This window comes from Tardiphaga sp. P9-11, assembly GCF_008329525.1.
Taxonomy (GTDB): Bacteria; Pseudomonadota; Alphaproteobacteria; order Rhizobiales; family Xanthobacteraceae; genus Tardiphaga.
Map to the genome: position 1 here is coordinate 200,697 of NZ_NPKQ01000003.1, position 17,683 is coordinate 218,379.

The window sequence follows — 17,683 nt, forward strand, 5'->3', positions numbered from 1 at the left end:
CCGAAGGCGTGCGCGGCGGGGACGACACCCGAGTTTATCGCTCACTCCGGCGGCAGAACCACGCCAGTCTGGCTGGTGATCCGGCCATAGTGCTCGATGCGCCGGTGGCGCTTGAAGTCGAAGATCGTGTCTTTGCCGAACTTGGTGTCGTCGAGATCGACGGAGCAAACCAGCAGCTCATCGCCTTCGGTCTTGGCTTCGGCGAGAATGACGCCGTTGGGATCGACGATCAGCGAACCGCCGATCAGGGGATGACCGTCTTCATCGCCGGCCTTGGCGACGGCGACGACAAAGGTCGAGTTCTGATAGGCGCCGGCCTGCACCGACAGCCGGTTGTGAAACAGACGCTGCTCCGGCCCCTCTCCCGACTTCTGCGAATTCACCGACGGCGTGTTGTAGCCGAGCACGATCATCTCGACACCCTGCAGGCCCATCACGCGATAGGATTCCGGCCAACGACGATCATTGCAGACCATCATGCCGAAGATGCCGCCGAGGCCACGAAACACCGGGAAGCCGAGATCGCCGGGTTCGAAATAGCGCTTTTCCAGATGCTGGAAGGCACGCTCGGTATCGAACTCCACATGACCGGGCAGATGCACCTTGCGATATTTGCCGATGATCTTGCCGGTCTTGTCCGTCAAGATTTGGGTGTTGAAGTGATGGCCGTCAGGCGTCAGTTCGGCGTATCCGATCGACAGCGCGATACCGGCCTTGGCGGCGGCATCGAACAGCGACTGCGTCGCAGCGTTCGGCATCTCCGACTCGAACCAGGTGTCGACCTCTTTCTGGTCGGTCATGTACCAGCGCGGAAAAAATGTCGTCAGCGCAAGCTCGGGATAGACGACGAGATCGGCGCCCTTCCCCTTGGCCTCGTCCAGCAGCGCCAGCATGCGCTTGACCACGGCCTCGCGGCTGTCGGCTTTCTGGATCGGGCCCAACTGGGCGGCGGCGACGGTCAGTTTGCGCATGGGATCATCCGGATTCGAGTGGTCGAAAAATCTATCGAGGCTTGTATCAGGTCCGGCCGCTCGCTTCGAGCCGAATGGGCAGGCGTTCCAAGCCCCAATAAACCCGGAATTTGCTTAGCCGAATAGCTTGCCTGCCTAACAATCGGGCGCAGCATTCATGCCAGGGAACACCTTGGTTCTGCAAGAATTCTCCCTCGCTCAGAGGATTAGAGAATGACTCCCTCCGGCCTTGTGCCGTAGGTTGCCCGGAACCTCGCGCCCCGACGGTGCGCACAGGCACGACGCAGGAGACTTCGACACCATGACCCGCCTGGAAATGACGCGCCGCACGGCGCTGCTGACCTCCGCCGCCATTGCCGCCAATGTCGCGAACCCGCTGCGCGCCTTCGCGCAGGAATCGCCCAAGAAGGGCGGCGTGTTCAATGTCCATTACGGTGCTGAACAGCGTCAGCTCAACCCCAGCATTCAGGCCTCCACCGGCGTCTACATCATCGGCGGCAAGATCCAGGAAGCGCTGGTCGATCTCGACGCCAATGGCCAGCCGGTCGGCGTGCTCGCGGAGAGCTGGGAATCCACACCGGACGGCAAGACCATCACCTTCAAGTTGCGCAAGGGCGTGACCTGGCACGACGGCAAGCCGTTCACCTCGGCTGACGTTCAGTTCACTGCCATGAACATGTGGAAGAAGATCCTGAATTACGGATCGACCCTGCAGCTGTTCCTCACCGCGGTGGAAACGCCCGATGCGCAGACCGCGATTTTCAAGTATGAGCGGCCGATGCCGCTCGGCCTGCTGCTGCGCGCGCTGCCGGACCTCGGCTATATCTCCGCCAAGCACCTCTATGAGGGCAGCAGCGACATCCGCCAGAACCCGACCAATCTCGCGCCCGTCGGCACCGGTCCGTTCAAGTTCAACAAATACGAACGCGGCCAGTACATCATCGCCGATCGCAACGAGAATTACTGGCGCCCGAATGCACCCTATCTCGACCGGGTCGTCTGGAAGGTCGTGACCGACCGCGCGGCAGCTGCCGCCCAGATGGAAGCCGGCGACATCCAGTATAGCCCGTTCACGGGCCTGACGATTTCGGACACCGCGCGGCTGAGCAAGGACAAGCGCTTCATCGTCTCCACCAAGGGCAATGAGGGCAACGCGCGCACCAACACCATCGAATTCAATTTCCGACGCAAGGAGCTGGCGGATATCCGCGTGCGCCGCGCCATTGCTCATGCGATCAATGTGCCGTTCTTCATCGAGAATTTCCTCGGCGATTTCGCCAAGCTCGGCACCGGCCCGATCCCGTCGGTCTCCACCGACTTCTACCCGGGCCCGGACACGCCGCAATATCCCTATGACAAGAAGAAGGCCGCCGCGCTGCTCGACGAGGCCGGCTTCAAGGCAGGCAGCGGCGGCACCCGGTTCTCGCTTCGCCTGCTGCCCGCGCCCTGGGGCGAGGACATCTCGCTGTGGGCGACCTTCATCCAGCAGTCGCTGGGCGAAGTCGGCATTCCCGTCGAGATCGTCCGCAACGATGGCGGCGGCTTCCTGAAGCAGGTCTATGACGACCACGCCTTCGATCTCTCGACCGGCTGGCACCAGTATCGCAATGACCCTGCGGTCTCGACCACGGTCTGGTATCGCTCCGGCCAGCCGAAGGGCGCTCCCTGGACCAACCAGTGGGACTGGAAGAACGACGCCATCGACAAGGTGATCGACGATGCGGCCACCGAGATCGATCCGGTCAAGCGCAAGGCGCTCTATGCGACCTTCGTCAAGGAAGCCAACACCGAACTGCCGGTATGGATGCCTATCGAACAGATATTCGTCACGGTGATTACAGCCAAGGCGCGTAACCATTCCAACACGCCGCGCTGGGGATCGTCGAGCTGGTATGATCTTTGGCTTTCCGCTTGAGCCAAACTTCGACACAATAGCCAGATGCGTATCCTGAGCCTTGCGGGGCGGCGGCTCGCCGCCTCGATCCCGACCCTGTTTCTAATTCTGATCGGCGTGTTCCTGTTGCTGCAATTCGCACCGGGAGACACCGTCGATGCCATGATGGCGCAGATGGGCGGCGGCGACGCCGCGACCGCGCGTGAACTACGCAAGTTCTACGGGCTCGATCTCTCGATCCCGATGCAGCTCGGCAACTATCTGTGGCGGCTGATCCGCCTCGATCTCGGTTTCTCCTCGATCTATGGCAAACCGGTCGCCACGGTGATCCTCGAGCGATTGCCGCCGACGATTCTGCTGATGACCGCGTCGCTGTCCTTTGCGTTTTTCTTCGGGCTGCTGTTCGGCGTCATCGCCGCCCGCGGCGTCAACAAGTGGCCGGATACGCTGATCTCCACCCTCGGCCTCGTCTTTTACGCGACGCCGTCGTTCTGGTTCGGGTTGATGGCCATCGTGGTGTTCTCGATCTACCTGCAATGGCTGCCGGCCGGCGGCTTCGAGGATATCGGTGCCGTGCAGACCGGATTTGGCCGCACCATCGACATCGCGCTGCATCTGATCCTGCCGACGCTGACTCTGGGCCTGATTTTCCTCGCCATTTATCTGCGCATCATGCGCGCCTCTATGCTGGAAGTGCTCAACCTCGATTTCGTCCGCACCGCGCGCGCCAAGGGTCTCGACGAGACCCGTGTGGTGGTCCGCCACGTGCTGCGCAACGCGCTGCTGCCGATGGTGACGCTGATCGGGCTGCAGGCCGGCACCATGCTCGGCGGCTCGGTCGTCGTCGAAAGCGTGTTCTCCTTGCCCGGCCTCGGACGGCTCGCCTACGAGTCCGTCGTGCAACGCGATCTCAACACGCTGCTCGGCATCGTCTTCGTCTCGGCGCTTTTGGTAATCCTCGTCAACTTCCTCGTCGACCTTCTCTATGCCCGGCTCGATCCGCGCATCCAGGCGGAGGCGTAAGCGATGGACGCCGTGAAACGCTATTTCCGCAGCCCGGCCGCCGTGGTCGGCCTGCTGCTGTTGCTGGTGGTCATCGTCATGGCGATCACCGCGAGCTGGATCTATCCGCGCGATCCGCTCGCGCTCGCGGGACGGCCGCTGATCTGGCCGTTCTCCAATCCGCGCTTTCTGCTCGGCACCGACAATTCAGGCCGCGATATCGCCGCGCAGATTTTCTACGGCGCGCGTATCTCGCTGTTGATCGGCGGCGTGGCGACTGTGATCGCCGTGGTCATCGGCGTGCTGATCGGTGCCTTTGCCGGCTATTACGGCGGCTGGGTCGATACGGTGCTGATGCGCATCACCGAAGCCTTCCAGACGCTGCCCAACTTCGTGCTGCTGCTGGTGCTGGTCGCCGTGTTCGGCTCGACCATCACCACCGTCACCATCGCCGTCGGCATCGTCTCATGGCCGGCTCCGGCGCGGCTGACGCGTGCGGAATTCATGTCGCTACGCAGCCGCGAATTCGTGCAGGCCGGACGCACGCTGGGCATGAAGGACATCCAGCTCATCCTGGGCGAGATCCTGCCCAATGCGCTGCCGCCGGTCATTGTCTATGCCAGCGTGGTGATGGCACTGTCGATCCTGCTGGAGAGCGCTCTCGCCTTCCTGCGCCTGTCCGATCCCAATGTGGCGTCATGGGGCAACCTCATCGGCCTCGGCCGCGACGTGCTGCGCGTGCAGTGGTACGTCTCCGCGATCCCCGGCATCGCCATTCTGCTCACGGTGCTCGCGGTGTCGCTGGTCGGCCAAGGCCTCAACGATGCGCTCAATCCGAGACTGAAGAGCCGATGAGCGCCGTGGACAATCCAATCCTCACCATCGAGAGCCTCAGCGTGAAGCTGCCGAAAGGCGCCGACCGCTCGCATGCGCTTGGCGGCGTCTCGATGGCGATCGCTGCCAATGAGATCGTCTGCGTGGTCGGCGAGTCCGGCTCCGGCAAGTCGGTGATGGCCAACGCCATCATGCGGTTGCTCCCCGGAGAAGTCGCCATCGACGGCGGCCGGGTATTGTTCGAAGGCAAGGATCTCGCCAGCGCCAGCAATACCGAGATGCGCAGGGTGCGCGGCGCCGGCATTGCGATGATCTTTCAGGAGCCGATGACCGCGCTCAATCCGCTGCGCACCATCGGCGACCAGATCGGCGAGATGTTCGAGATCCATACCGAACTCTCGAAATCCGAGATCAAGGCGCGCGTGCTGGCGCTGCTGCAGGACGTGCGGATTCCCGACCCCGCGCAGGCGGCACGTGCCTATCCGCACGAACTCTCCGGCGGACAGCGTCAGCGCGCGATGATCGCCATGGCGCTCGCTCTCGATCCACGTCTGCTGATCGCGGATGAGCCAACCACCGCGCTCGACGTCACCACGCAGGCGCAGATCCTGAAGCTGATCAAGGAGCTGCAGAGCCGCCGCAACACCGCGGTGCTGTTCATCACCCACGATTTCGGCGTCGTCGCCGAGATCGCCGATCGTGTGGTGGTGATGCAGCACGGCAAGGTGGTCGAACAGGGCGCCGTGAAGGATGTGCTGACCAATCCGCAGCACCCTTATACGCAACAGCTGATCGCCGCGGTGCCGCCACTGACGGCGCCGCCGCCGCGCGCACTGTCCGATGACATCATCCTCGATCTTGCCGATGTCTCGAAGACCTATCGCAATGGCGGTTTTCTCGGCCGCGGCGTGCGCGTGACCCATGCGGTGAAATCCGTCTCGCTGAAACTGCCGCGCGGTGCAACGCTCGGCATTGTCGGCGAGTCAGGTTCGGGCAAATCGACGCTGGCCCGCTGCATCATCAGGCTGATCGATCCCGATGGGGGATCGATCGTGCTGGAAGGCAAGGACTGGGCGAAGCTCACGCGTGACGAGGTGCGTCGCGAGACCAGACACATCCAGATGGTGTTTCAGGACCCGTTCGCCTCGCTGAACCCGCGCCGCAAGGCCGGCGATCTCGTGGCGCAAGGCCCGATCGTGCACGGTACGCCGCGTGTGCAGGCGGTGGCACAGGCGAAGGAGCTGTTTCGGCTGGTCGGCCTCGATCCCTCGGCCATCGACCGCTTCCCGCACGAATTCTCCGGCGGCCAACGCCAGCGCATCGGTCTTGCGCGTGCGCTCGCGCTGAAGCCCGACGTGCTGGTGGCGGATGAAGCCGTCTCTGCGCTCGACGTCTCGGTGCAAGCGCAGGTGCTGAAGATGCTGCACGAGCTGCGCGAGCGGCTTGGGCTCTCGATCGTCTTCATCACCCATGACCTGCGCGTGGCCGCGCAGATCTGCGATCTCGTCGCCGTGATGAAGGACGGCGAAGTGGTCGAGCATGGACTGGCCGGCGAGGTATTCGGCAATCCGCAGCACGCTTATACAAAGGCCCTGCTGGCTTCGATTCCCGGCGGCGACTTTGCACGCAGCCGGAAGCCGATTACCGCTTAGGCGATCTCTTTCGCGTCCCTGCGGCGATAGACCAGCAGCATGAACGGCGCGAGCAATCGCATCAGCCCATGGGCCGCGATCGGCACGGGCTCAGAGAATGGCAGCGCCAACTCACTCTCCGGCACACCGCGCACCGCCTTCGACAGTTCATCGCCAAGCGCCACCGACAGCGCCACGCCGCGGCCGTTGCAGCCGGTCCAACCGTAAGCATTCGGCCCGAGCTTGTGCATACGCGGCAGGAAATCCGTGGTCATGCCGACATAACCATTCCAGACATAGTCGAATTTAACATCGCCGATCTGTGGCCACAGCCGCTTCAACCGCTCGCCGACCATGACTTTCAGCCGCTCGGTCTTGTCGCCGAGACCGACAACATTGCCGCCGGTGACCAGACGATTGCGCGCATCGTAGCGCGCGAAATACAGCTCGCCATGGGTGTCGGACATCGACTGCCGGCCGGGGATGATGGTCTTGCGCGCGTCGTCCGATAGCGGCTGCGTCGCCATCTGCCAGGACAGCACCGGCATGACTTCACTGGCGATACCCGGGGAGAGCTGCTTGGAGAATTCGCCGGTATAGGCATTGGTGGCGACGACCAGGCTGCGCGCGCTGACCTGCCCATTCTTCGTCTTGACGATCCAGCGATCGCCCTTGCGCTCATAGCTCTCGACCGGCGAGCGCGCATAGATGCGGCCGCCCTGCTCCAACACCACGCGTGCAAGACCGCGCGCCAGCGCCAGCGGATTGATGTGGCCGCCAGTTTTATTCCAGAAGCCGCCGAACCACGCATCCGATCCGAGCAGCGTGCGCATCTGTTCGCGCGAGAGCATCTCCACCGGCGCGCCATGTTTCGACCACTGCCGCACACGGCGCTCGGCGATCTTGATACGGCCCGGCGAATGCACCGGCTGGATCCAGCCGTTCTGCTCGGCCTCGGCCTGGATCTGATAACGCCGCGTGAGATCGAACAGGATCGAGGCGCTGTCGCGGATCAGACCGACGAGGCGCTCGCCGGCCGCGCCATAGCGCTTGATGATATCTTCGGGATCAGGCCGCGACAGTGTCGGGATCACCTGACCGTTGTTGCGCCCTGACGCGCCCCAGCCGGGCTCCATCGCCTCGACCACAACAACATCGACCCCGGCCTCGCGCAGATGCAGCGCTGTCGAGAGCCCCGTGAAACCAGCGCCGATGACGACCACATCGGCCTCGACCGGGCCGTTCAGCTCAGGCAACTCCGGACCGGGAGGTGTGACGCCGGCCCACAGCGACTTCGGCCAGGGCACATTTGCGGTATCCATCGTCACGCCTTTCTGCAGCATCAATCATGCGTTGCGCCACGTAACCGAACATAACCGTTCTCTTGCGGCACCCCTGCATTCTGCATAGTTTACGCGCCTGATCCATTGCAAGGTAATGAGCACGTGACGCTGAAAAACATCATTGGAATCGACCACGCCGTGGTCGTCGTCAAGGACCTCGACGCGGCTGCCGCGAACTGGAAGAGCCTCGGCTTCACCGTGTCGCCACGGGGCACCCACAGCGCCAAGATGGGCTCCGGCAATTACACCATGATGCTCGGCCCGGATTATCTCGAGCTGCTGGGCGTGCTGAACGAGACCGAGCACAACGCGCCGACGCGGGCCTTCCTCGCCAAGCGCGGCGAAGGCATCGAACGCATCGCTTTCACCACCACGGATGCGACCGTCGGCGCCGAGGAAATCCGCGCGCTTGGCTATACGCCGATTGGCCCAACCGATTTCGAACGCCCGGTGACCATGCCCGACGGCACGTTGAGCGCAGCGAAATTCGCCACCTATCAGTGGCCTTATGCCGAAGCGCCGGGTGGACTGCGCATCTTCGCCTGCCAGCACAAGACCCGCGAGACCGTGTGGATTCCCGAACTGATGGTGCATGCCAATACGGCCAAGCGCATCAAGAAGGTGATGATCGTCACGCCGGAGCCGGAGAAGGATGCGCAGCATATGACGAAGCTGATCGACGGCGCTGCGAAGACCGAAGCCGATGGCGCCGTCACCGTGCCGTCGGGCGGCGGCCGCGCCGACTTCGTGTTCGTGACGAAGGACGTGCTCGCGAAGCATTTCCCCGGCACGTCGCTCGCGGGCATTCCTGAACGCGGCGGCATTGCGCTGGTGTTCGGCGTGGCTGATGTGGCTGCGGCGGAGAAGGCTGTTGGGTCAGCCGGTGCACGCACCGATGTCGGCGTCGTAGTGCCGCCGAGCAAGGGCAATGGTGTACTGCTGGCGTTTACGCAGGATTGAGACGAACCGCCGCAGTTTTCTCGGTATGCGCGTCACCGCACACTCGCTATTCCGGGGCGGGAGCGGCGCCGAGAGGCGACGGGACCGAACCCGGAATCTTGATGTGTTCATCACCTCGTGCGTCCGGGTGGCGGAGAGGTGGACTACATATCGGGATTCCGGGTTCGCGTTCGGAAGGCCGAACGCGCCCCGGAATGACGAGTGGGGACGCTACTTCTTCTCACCCAAATCCCAGAACAATCCCGCCATGATGTTCAGCGCTTCTTCCGTCACCGGCAGGAGAATGTGTTCATCGGGCGCGTGCTGTGAGCAGCCGGGATAGGAATGCGGCACCCACACGGTGGGCAGGCCGAGAATATCCGTAAACACGTCATTCGGCAGCGAACCGCCGAAATTCGGCAACAGCGCCGGCGCCTTGCCCGTGGTCTTGCGCACGGACTCCACCGCCCAGCCGACCCACGGATTGTCGATGTCGGTGCGTGACGCCGAGAAATATTGCGACTGACTCACCTTGATATCGGGGTAGCCGTTGGCGGCAAAATGCTTCTCAATTGCCGGCACGACATTCTCAATATCGGTGCCGACGACAAAGCGAAGCTGCAGCACCGCGCCTGCCTTGCCCGGAATGGCATTCGCGGGATTGTTGATATTGCCCGCATTGATCGCCAGTACTTCCAGCGTATTCCACGCATAGAGTCGTTCAGCGGGCGTCAGTCCGTCTTCGCCCCAGCTCTCGGAGATCGAGGGCTCATCGGCAGTCGGCGCGACGATCACATCGGCCAGCGCCGCACGGATCGCGTTGGTGATGCGAGGCGGCTTCAGTGCATCGAGCAGGATGCGGCCATTCTTGTCGACCAGCGTCGCGACCGCCGAAGCAAGGATGGTCGCGGGATTGGCGAGCAGCCCACCCCAGTTGCCGGAATGATGCGCGCCCTCGCGCAATTCAATGTCCAGATGAATACGCCGGCCACCGCGACAGCCGAGGAAGATCGTCGGGCGTTCCGCGGAGAGACGCGGGCCGTCGGAAGCGAGAAACAGATCGGCCTTCAGCTCGTCGCGATGCGCGTCGCAGATTGTCGGAAGATCGGGTGAGCCGATTTCCTCGCCCATCTCGATGATGAATTTTGCATTGAAGCCGAGCTTGCCGCCGCGCGCTTCATGCACCGCGCGGAGTGCGGCGATATTGATGGCATGCTGCCCCTTGTTATCGGCAGTGCCGCGGCCATAGACGCGCTCGCCTGACGTCGTGCAGCGCCACGGATCGAGACCGTCGCGCCATTCGCCTTCCATGCCGGGAACGACATCGCCATGGCCGTACATCAGCACGGTCGGCAGATCATCGCCCTCGCGATAGTCGGCGAGCAGACACGGCCCCTTACCGCTCGGTGACCGGACCAGCTTTGTCGTGAAACCGAGCGCCGTGAAGGTCGGCGTCAGCTCCTGTTCGAGATAGGCGCGCAGCTCTTCGCTGCGATTGTCGCTCTGGCTCTCGGTCTTGTAGGCCACCATGCGATCAAGCATGGCGAGAAAGTCGCCCGAGGTGAATTGCGCATTGACCCGCGCGATGGCATCGACCCGCGTCATCTCAGAGCGACGCCATCACGGCTTCGGCCTCAGTCAGAAGACGATCGGCATTTGCCTCGGTGAAGACCAGCGGCGGGCGAACCTTCAGCACATTGGCATGAGGACCAGTTGCCGAGATCAGCACGCGGCGTGCACGCAGACTATTGACCACGGCAGATGCAGCAGCAGCATCCGGCTCCTTGGACGCACGGTCCTTGACCAGTTCCACGCCGACATAAAGCCCCGAGCCTCTGACATCGCCGATCTGCTCATACTTCTTCGCCAGCGCATGGAAACCGTCGCGCAGGATCTTGCCGACGCGGAGCGAATTCTCGACGAGCTTCTCATCGCGAATGACATTCAGCACGGCCTGCGCGGCCGCCATCGCTACCGTATTGCCGCCGAACGTATTGAAATAGCGGTTATCGCGGCCGAACTTCTCGACGATCTCCGGCAGCATCACAGCGGCAGCAACCGGATAGCCGTTGCCCATCGGCTTGCCCATGGTGATGATATCCGGCGTGATACCGTGGCGCTGATAGCCCCACAATTTCTCGCCACTGCGGCCGAAGCCGGATTGCACTTCATCGGCGATGAACACGCCGCCGGCCTTGTGCACGACGTCGAGCACCGGCTTCAGTACGTCGGTCGGATGCGAGAAGATGCCGTCGGACGAGAACATCGAGTCGGCGATGAAGGCGGCGACACCGACGCCGCGGCGTTGCAGGTCAACGATCTGCTCGGACACTTTCTCGGCCATCCACGCACCGATCTTCTCCGGCGCGATGCGATAGGAATCCGGCGCGGGCACGCGACGCACGTAGGTGCCGAGCGGAGAGTAAGGCCCGAGCGATGGCGAGAAGCCCGCGGTCAGCTCGGAATTGCCGTGATAGGCCTCTTCGGTGATGATGATGCCCTGATTGCCGGTGTGATGCTTGGCCATGCGGACGGCCAGATCATTCGCTTCCGATCCGGTGCAGGTGAACATCACGTGACGCTTCGGACCTTCGAAGGTGCCGAGCAGATCCTCGGCATAATCGAGAATGCCCTTCTGGATATAGCGCGTATGGGTGCAGATGGTCTGCGCCTGTTTGGTGATCTCATCGACCACGCGCGGATGGCAATGGCCGACCGACACCACATTGTTATACGCGTCGAGATATTCGTTGCCTTCGGAGTCATAGAGCAGCACGCCTTTGGCGCGCGCGACCTCGACAGGGTTGCTGTAGAACAACCGGTAGGCCGGGCCGAGCAGGTCGCTGCGGCGCGCGACGAGCTCGCGGCTTTCCTCAGTGAGGCCCGTTGCCGTCGCGGGGTCGAAGCCGTTGACCATCTTGCCGCGCGGCGCGCTGGTGACTGCGGTCATGTTGTTGTTTCCTCTGGAAGCAGGGTCGGGTTTGGCGAAGATTATTTGGCGAAGTCCATCAACTGATCGGAGATCTCGTCCATCGAGCGGGCGATGAACCAGTCCATCTGCACCCAGGTCTGCTCATTGTTGCGCAGGACATAGGCGGCGACAGATGGCACCCGGTTGGCCATCGCCGTGGACAGCAGCAGGCGCGTCGCCAGACGGGAGAAGATCAGATGCGGAATGAGGCTGAGTTCTTCCGCGGTCAGATCGGCGATGGAGAGATAGCCACCCAGGAGATCGCGGCCATCGGCAAAGACATCGCCGTTCATCGCGACGGGCAACTGATTGAGCATCGCCGTCGAGGCATCGATGGCGATAGCGGTGCGGACCGTATCGCCGAAATCGATGATGCCGCTGACGAACCCCGGCAGCGCCGCATCGACGACGACGTTGGAGCGGGTGAAATCATTGTGCAACACTTGGGTGCGGCACTGCTTGAGCCGGGTTTCGATCGCCGCGAAGCGCTCGAGCGCCGCCTCGACCTTGCGGCGCTGGCCGGCATCGGTGATTTCTGCGAGCAGATCGCGCAGCGTCAGCAGGTTCTTGACGTCCCATGCGACAACCCGGGAATCCGACGGATGGCTGAAATCCGCCAGTGCAAGGCGGAGCCGCGCCAGCAATTTGCCGATCTCGGCCCGGCCCGAGGCCGTGGATGGCACCTCGCTTAAAGGCTGGCCTTCGAGATAGGACATCATCCGGGCCTGACGGCGTTGACCGGCGCGATCCAGATAGCTGAAATGCCGCTCGCCCTTGTCATTCGGGATGATCCGCGGCACCGGCAGGTCGGGCGCACGCGCCGCGACGTGATCGAGAACCTGCACCTGCAGATCAATCTCGGGAATATCCTCGACGGGATTCGCAACCTTCAGGATAAAGCGCGGCCCGCTGACAGGCGCGATCCGGAACGTGTCGTCCTTCTCGGTGGCAAAGCGTGTCGGCCGGCCTTCGATGCCAAAGCGCTCGCGGGCGAGATCGACGGCCTCATCATCCGTCATATTCATATACGATGCCGCGAGTCCGCCCTGCATTGCACCCGGACTCGCGGAAGGCTCAAATGTCACCTGAACTGATCCATCTCGATTCGGAATCCGGCACGTCGCGACCGGTACGCGCGATCATAGCAACGCTGTTCCCGCTTGTCAGGGCGTCCGCGCGGATGCGGGCATTTTCGACGGATTAAGCCCGCATTTTCTGCCTTTGCTGCCCATTTGGGCACGGATTCCGCCGAAGCCACTTCGCATATGCGCGGCATCGATCCGTGCGACGCCGTCAACGCCTAAGGGGCTGGCCGGCCGGCGATGCAGCGGACAACGGCGTAAGCGCCGTTGCGGTGGCCTTGGCTATTTGCCTCTGATGGCACCGGGGCCGCGAACGTCGCTGATCGGCACGCAACTCTTCTTGCGCCGCTGATTGTTCGGTGCGCCCTGCACCTTCAGCACCTTGCCGGCCGAGCACGACCCGTTATCGACGAACACGGTCGCATACGGGTCCATCATCAGCGGCTCGAAGGACAGAAATTTTTGTGCGAAGCACGGCTGGGCAACGGCCGACAGCATCAGGCCGAGAAGAAGAACACGCACAATCATTATCTCACATAGATCACAAGACCACCGATCACGACCAGAGCCGCAATCGCAAGGATATGGGCACATGCGATCGAAACCGCCTCGATGGCGGTTCCGGCCTTCTCCTTAAGCCCCGACTCCTTGAGTCGACGCATAGGCATGCGGGACGCCACTTGCGCCTTGAAACGAGTATCAGTCAATGAGCAGTCCCCAAACGCCGACGCAAGATGTGTCCCACTTTGCCGGCAGAGAAAGACTTGCGATCAAATGAGGCGACAGTGAGTCGGGGCAACCTCCGACAATGATCGACGGGACTCGCCGACTAATTGGATTCCATAATCCATGCCCTGCCCGCTTGCGCGACGGACGGCGGAACGTCGCGGCCGCAGAACTCCGCAGCGCGCTCGAATTGTTCCTGAATTTCCGATGTTACCACACCATTGGCAGCATCGAGTTCCCGCAGCGAGATGGTCGATGTGAAGGTTCCGGCGAAACAGCTGCAGAATTTTCTGGAATCGCTCGAAGGTCTGTTCGGCCGCTTCCGAAAGTGGTTCGAGCAGCTTGTTTCCAGATTGTTCGCCATCTGATCGATTTCGTTCGCATAGGTCGGTAATGCGATGACGGCGGCCAATGCCAATGCAAGTGCAGTCTGTCTCATGGTGCAATCATAACCTCGGTACTCCAGCAACGCATCGTCACTCTCGTGTCATCCTCAGGTTCCACGCGGAAAGCTCATGTTCACGCGCCTGTGTTCGGCATTCCGACATTCTGGGTTGAATTGTCGCAATTGTGACGGTTGAACGAATGATCCGCATTGGCGATGGTCGCGAATGCAACGGATACCGAAACTGATTACGATTCTGGTGATCTGCGGCCTCAGCGCCGCATTGTTCGCTTATTCAATTGGTTCTCTGGTACTCGACGATCTCGGCATTTCCAGCAGACATGTCAGGTCGATAGCGCTACACTGTGCGGGATCGATTGCGTTGTTGCTTGCGCTCGAATTCCTGAGCACCACCTGGACCACGCCGTTGCAGGACAACGGTATGCCCCATAGGGAATCTTTCATGCACAAGATCGCTCCGCATAAAGTCACGAAGGCCGACATCGTGTTCTCCGTCGGTCGCGGCCTCGTCATGGCCGCAGCCGTCATTGGCGCAACGTATTTTCTCGGAAGCTGGTATCTCGGCGGAAACGACTTCGACTCGCTCTATCAAACCGAGACATATAGCGACGCATCCACTAGCGACGCATCCGCGACACCGCGCGTCGAGCACGCGACCGCGCCGACCGCTGCGGAAGAAGCGACGCAGTAAGACACTGCGCGCGCTCCCGCATCCGCGTGGAACGGCGGACTAATAAACCACCGATTGCGGCCGCCCGACGCCGCTATAGAGAAAACCGTTCCGCGTCACTTCATCTGGCGAATAGATGTTGCGGAGATCGATGATCACCGGACAGGCCATGATCGCGGCCATCTCCTTCAGGTCGAGCGCGCGGAACTGCTCCCATTCGGTGACGATGACCATCGCGTGAGATCCACGGGCGCATTCATAGGGCCCCTCGCAAAAGGTGACGTTCTCGAACACCTTCTTTGCCTGCTCCATCCCGACAGGATCATAGACCCGCACTTCCGCGCCCATATCCTGTAATGCCGTGATCAACGGGATCGACGGTGCGTCGCGCATGTCGTCGGTGTTGGGCTTGAAGGTCACACCCAGAATGGCGATGGACTTGCCGCGCAGATTGCCGCCGAAGGCATGCGCCACCTTGCGCGCCATGGCGCGCTTGCGCTGGTCGTTGACGGCCACCACGGTCTCGACGATGCGCAGCGGCGCTTCGTAATCCTGGCCGGTCTTAATCAGTGCCAGCGTGTCCTTCGGAAAACACGAGCCACCGTAGCCCGGTCCGGCATGCAGGAACTTCAAGCCGATCCGGTTGTCGAGACCGATGCCCCGCGCGACTTCCTGAACATTGGCACCGACTTTTTCCGCAAGATCGGCGATCTCGTTGATGAAGGCGACCTTGGTCGCCAGGAACGAGTTGGCGGCGTATTTGGTCAGTTCGGCCGTGCGGCGATCCGTATACATGATCGGCGACGAATTGAGATGCAGCGGCCGGTAGACTTCCGCCATGACGTCCTTGGCACGCTGGTCGCTGGAACCGATGACGATACGGTCGGGATGCTTGAAGTCTCTGATAGCAGCGCCTTCGCGCAGGAATTCCGGATTCGAGACCACGGCGAACTCGGCGTCCGGATTCTCTTCGCGGATGATGCGCTCAACCTCGTCACCGGAGCCGACCGGCACCGTGGATTTGTTGACCACCACGGTAAACTTCTTGATGGCCTTCGCGATCTCGCGCGCCGCTGCATAGACATAGGACAGGTCCGCATGACCGTCACCGCGGCGCGACGGCGTGCCGACTGCGATGAACACCACCTCGGCCGCACCGACAGCAGATGTGACATCGGTAACGAATTTCAGCCGCCCCTGCTTGGCATTGCTCGCGACCAGCGCATCGAGGCCGGGCTCATGGATCGGTATCTCACCTCTGTTCAGCGCATCGATCTTCCCCTGATCAGTATCGACGCAGGTGACGTGATGACCGAAGTCCGAAAAGCACGCCCCTGACACGAGCCCCACATAGCCAGCGCCAATCATGGCAATTCGCATTGCATGTCCTGTCTTGTAAACAGCCCGCGGTCAGAACGACCCGGACATCCCCCGAGAATTCCGCATGCACCTCAGCTGTTGAGGATCAACTCGCCGTCGAGATGCTGCGGAAAGAAAAAGAAGTTGTTGACGTAAGCTTGCCCGGGTTTGCGGCCCCCATTGGGCAGCAGCGCATCCGCGTCCTGCATTTCCCCAGCGTTGAAATGATCGATGGAGACCACGTCGTCGTCCTGGAGGAAGAAGCCGCGATAGGATTTGTCGCGAAAGAAATCGAACACCGAGCGCGTCGCCTCGGCACGGTGACGATCCTCTGCCTCGACAAGGAAGACCGGCTGGCACCGGTCGATCAGGCCGACGGCGCCATGCAAGACACTCAACTCGTGCCCCTCGACGTCCACCTTCACGAAGGACACGTCCTCGCGCACGACGCCATCGAGACGCGCTAATGGAACATGCGTCGTGATCAGTTGCTTCACCGATGGCTCATATTGCTGTTCGAGCGATGCCCGCCCGTAAACAAGGCCATCCTCGCCTTGCGGCGTGTAAAGCTCGGCATCGCCTTCATGATCCGAGAGAGCCACTTCATGAATGCGGACATTGGACGCCGAGGTGCGCCGGAGCAGATCGGCCATCTCATGCGACGGTTCGAACGCATGGACCTGACCGGACAACCGCGCCAGTTGCTGGGTGTAGAGACCGCAATTGGCGCCGACATCCACCGTGATAGCCCCCTGCGGCACGATCTTGTCGAGATAGGCCAGTTCACGCTCCGCCGATTTGGGACGCTTCATGAAGCGCCAGCGCAAATACATCGACGGGAAAGCGTCTTTCAGGAGCTGCTTGGTCCGTTGCGTCGCCGTCATGGCTGTCACCCTTCGTTCGAGGCTGGTTTCAAGGCAAAACAATTCCGGGCGCCGGACGGGCGTCCGCCAGCGCAACCTCTGCAATGTGTGATGTGATCGATGCCGCCGCTCAATCGGTCGTGGGCATCAGAAGGCATTACCGGAGAGGAATTCGCGCCGGACGGTCTGCACGATGATCATGATGTCCATACGCATCGACCATTTCTCGATATATTCGAGGTCGTAATCGATGCGCGAGATCGCCCGGGGCGCCTCGACAGTGCTGCCGCGGCAGCCGCTCACCTGGGCCAGGCCGGTGATGCCGGGCCGTGCGCTATGACGCGTAAAGTAATACGGCACGAGATCTTCATAGAGCACGTTGGCGGCCAGCATGCCCGGGACATGGGGCCGCGGCCCAACCAGAGACATATCGCCCTTGAGCACGTTGATGAGCTGCGGAATCTCGTCGAGACTGGTTTTGCGCAGCAGCTTCCCGATCCGCGTCACCCGGGCGTCGCCTTCGACGGTTTGCTGAATGCCGCGCTTGTCGCCGGCATCGGTGCGCATCGAGCGGAACTTGTAGATCTTGAAGAAGCGGTTGCGGTAGCCGTAGCGATACTGGGTGAAGAACACCGGCCCGGGCGAGGTCGCCTTGATGATGATTGCAATCGTGATCAGCAGCGGCGCGAGAAACAGCAGGGCCGAGCCCGCGGCCGCAATGTCGAACAATCGCTTGGCAATCGACTCCGACGGCTCGCACCGGGCAACCTGGTTCGTCCGGCGGCTGCGATAGGCGCTGTTACGATAGGACCCGTGGCCGGCAAACTCGACCGGCCGCACTGAAATGAACTGCCGCTCCTTCCAGAGCGGCGTCACCTTGTTGCGATCAAAACCAACTGAAACTGTAGAGGCCATGCTCTCGCTCCCTGCTGGAACTTTGGTGCGCGATAATCAGACAGAAACATGCCTATGTGGCAGGCATGCGAATTCAG

Annotated in this window: 17 protein-coding genes; 6 read left to right on the forward strand and 11 right to left on the reverse strand. The window is 61.9% G+C overall.

Going from position 1 to position 17,683, the window contains the following annotated elements; all coding sequences use genetic code 11:
- Positions 1-41: 41 nt before the first annotated feature.
- The gene (locus CIW50_RS13640) at positions 42-971 is read right to left on the reverse strand and encodes an N-carbamoyl-D-amino-acid hydrolase (RefSeq protein WP_149531790.1); all 930 of its coding nucleotides are present in this window, start codon (positions 969-971) and stop codon (positions 42-44) included.
- Positions 972-1,272: 301 nt separating this feature from the next.
- On the opposite strand from CIW50_RS13640, the gene CIW50_RS13645 reads away from it, so the two are divergent.
- Genes CIW50_RS13645 through CIW50_RS13660 form a run of 4 tightly spaced genes read left to right on the forward strand, consistent with a single transcriptional unit; the run spans position 1,273 to position 6,353 of the window.
- Positions 1,273-2,886, forward strand: coding sequence for an ABC transporter substrate-binding protein (locus CIW50_RS13645; protein ID WP_149531791.1), 1,614 nt, complete (start codon positions 1,273-1,275; stop codon positions 2,884-2,886).
- A gap of 24 nt (positions 2,887-2,910) precedes the next feature.
- Positions 2,911-3,888, forward strand: coding sequence for an ABC transporter permease (locus CIW50_RS13650; RefSeq protein WP_149531792.1), 978 nt, complete (start codon positions 2,911-2,913; stop codon positions 3,886-3,888).
- A 3-nt stretch (positions 3,889-3,891) separates the two neighbouring features.
- Positions 3,892-4,722 carry an ABC transporter permease gene (locus CIW50_RS13655; RefSeq protein ID WP_068738869.1) on the forward strand — a complete coding sequence of 277 codons (831 nt, stop codon included), beginning with the start codon at positions 3,892-3,894 and terminating at the stop codon, positions 4,720-4,722.
- Positions 4,719-6,353: an ABC transporter ATP-binding protein gene (locus CIW50_RS13660; RefSeq protein ID WP_149531793.1), complete on the forward strand. Its 1,635-nt coding sequence runs from the start codon at positions 4,719-4,721 to the stop codon at positions 6,351-6,353. Before CIW50_RS13655 ends, CIW50_RS13660 begins: the two co-directional genes overlap by 4 nt.
- Here CIW50_RS13660 and CIW50_RS13665 read toward each other — a convergent pair.
- Positions 6,350-7,654, reverse strand: coding sequence for an NAD(P)/FAD-dependent oxidoreductase (locus CIW50_RS13665; protein WP_149531794.1), 1,305 nt, complete (start codon positions 7,652-7,654; stop codon positions 6,350-6,352). The two genes, CIW50_RS13660 and CIW50_RS13665, sit on opposite strands and share 4 nt — an antisense overlap.
- Before the next feature lie 123 nt (positions 7,655-7,777).
- Here CIW50_RS13665 and CIW50_RS13670 point away from each other — a divergent pair, with 123 nt between their 5' ends.
- Positions 7,778-8,635, forward strand: a complete 858-nt coding sequence (locus tag CIW50_RS13670) for a VOC family protein (protein WP_149531795.1) — start codon at positions 7,778-7,780, stop codon at positions 8,633-8,635.
- A gap of 210 nt (positions 8,636-8,845) precedes the next feature.
- Here the strand turns inward: CIW50_RS13670 and CIW50_RS13675 are convergent, their stop codons facing one another.
- The 6 genes from CIW50_RS13675 to CIW50_RS13695 all read right to left on the reverse strand — a co-directional run bounded on the left by CIW50_RS13675 (position 8,846) and on the right by CIW50_RS13695 (position 13,832).
- Positions 8,846-10,219: a M20 family metallopeptidase gene (locus CIW50_RS13675; protein WP_149531796.1), complete on the reverse strand. Its 1,374-nt coding sequence runs from the start codon at positions 10,217-10,219 to the stop codon at positions 8,846-8,848.
- Between the two features lies 1 nt (position 10,220).
- Complete coding sequence (locus CIW50_RS13680) at positions 10,221-11,564, reverse strand: aspartate aminotransferase family protein (RefSeq protein WP_502707486.1); 1,344 nt, start codon at positions 11,562-11,564, stop codon at positions 10,221-10,223.
- Between the two features lie 41 nt (positions 11,565-11,605).
- On the reverse strand, positions 11,606-12,610 hold the full coding sequence (locus CIW50_RS13685; RefSeq protein WP_172980322.1) for a phosphotransferase: 1,005 nt from the start codon (positions 12,608-12,610) through the stop codon (positions 11,606-11,608).
- Between the two features lie 339 nt (positions 12,611-12,949).
- On the reverse strand, positions 12,950-13,189 hold the full coding sequence (locus CIW50_RS13690; RefSeq protein ID WP_172980323.1) for a DUF6719 family protein: 240 nt from the start codon (positions 13,187-13,189) through the stop codon (positions 12,950-12,952).
- Between the two features lie 5 nt (positions 13,190-13,194).
- Positions 13,195-13,335, reverse strand: a complete 141-nt coding sequence (locus tag CIW50_RS29045; RefSeq protein WP_172980324.1) for a hypothetical protein — start codon at positions 13,333-13,335, stop codon at positions 13,195-13,197.
- Between the two features lie 161 nt (positions 13,336-13,496).
- On the reverse strand, positions 13,497-13,832 hold the full coding sequence (locus CIW50_RS13695) for a hypothetical protein (RefSeq protein WP_149531799.1): 336 nt from the start codon (positions 13,830-13,832) through the stop codon (positions 13,497-13,499).
- Between the two features lie 172 nt (positions 13,833-14,004).
- Between CIW50_RS13695 and CIW50_RS13700 the strand changes: the two genes are divergently transcribed.
- Complete coding sequence (locus CIW50_RS13700; RefSeq protein WP_149531800.1) at positions 14,005-14,490, forward strand: hypothetical protein; 486 nt, start codon at positions 14,005-14,007, stop codon at positions 14,488-14,490.
- A 39-nt stretch (positions 14,491-14,529) separates the two neighbouring features.
- Here the strand turns inward: CIW50_RS13700 and CIW50_RS13705 are convergent, their stop codons facing one another.
- The 3 genes from CIW50_RS13705 to CIW50_RS13715 form a co-directional block, all read right to left on the reverse strand.
- Positions 14,530-15,849 (reverse strand): UDP-glucose dehydrogenase family protein, encoded by a 1,320-nt coding sequence (locus CIW50_RS13705; RefSeq protein ID WP_149531801.1) that lies wholly within the window; start codon positions 15,847-15,849, stop codon positions 14,530-14,532.
- A 71-nt stretch (positions 15,850-15,920) separates the two neighbouring features.
- A complete protein-coding gene (locus CIW50_RS13710; RefSeq protein ID WP_149531802.1) occupies positions 15,921-16,712 on the reverse strand; it encodes an FkbM family methyltransferase in 792 nt (263 codons plus the stop codon).
- A gap of 126 nt (positions 16,713-16,838) precedes the next feature.
- Positions 16,839-17,606 (reverse strand): sugar transferase, encoded by a 768-nt coding sequence (locus CIW50_RS13715; RefSeq protein ID WP_068738572.1) that lies wholly within the window; start codon positions 17,604-17,606, stop codon positions 16,839-16,841.
- Positions 17,607-17,683 lie beyond the last annotated feature (77 nt).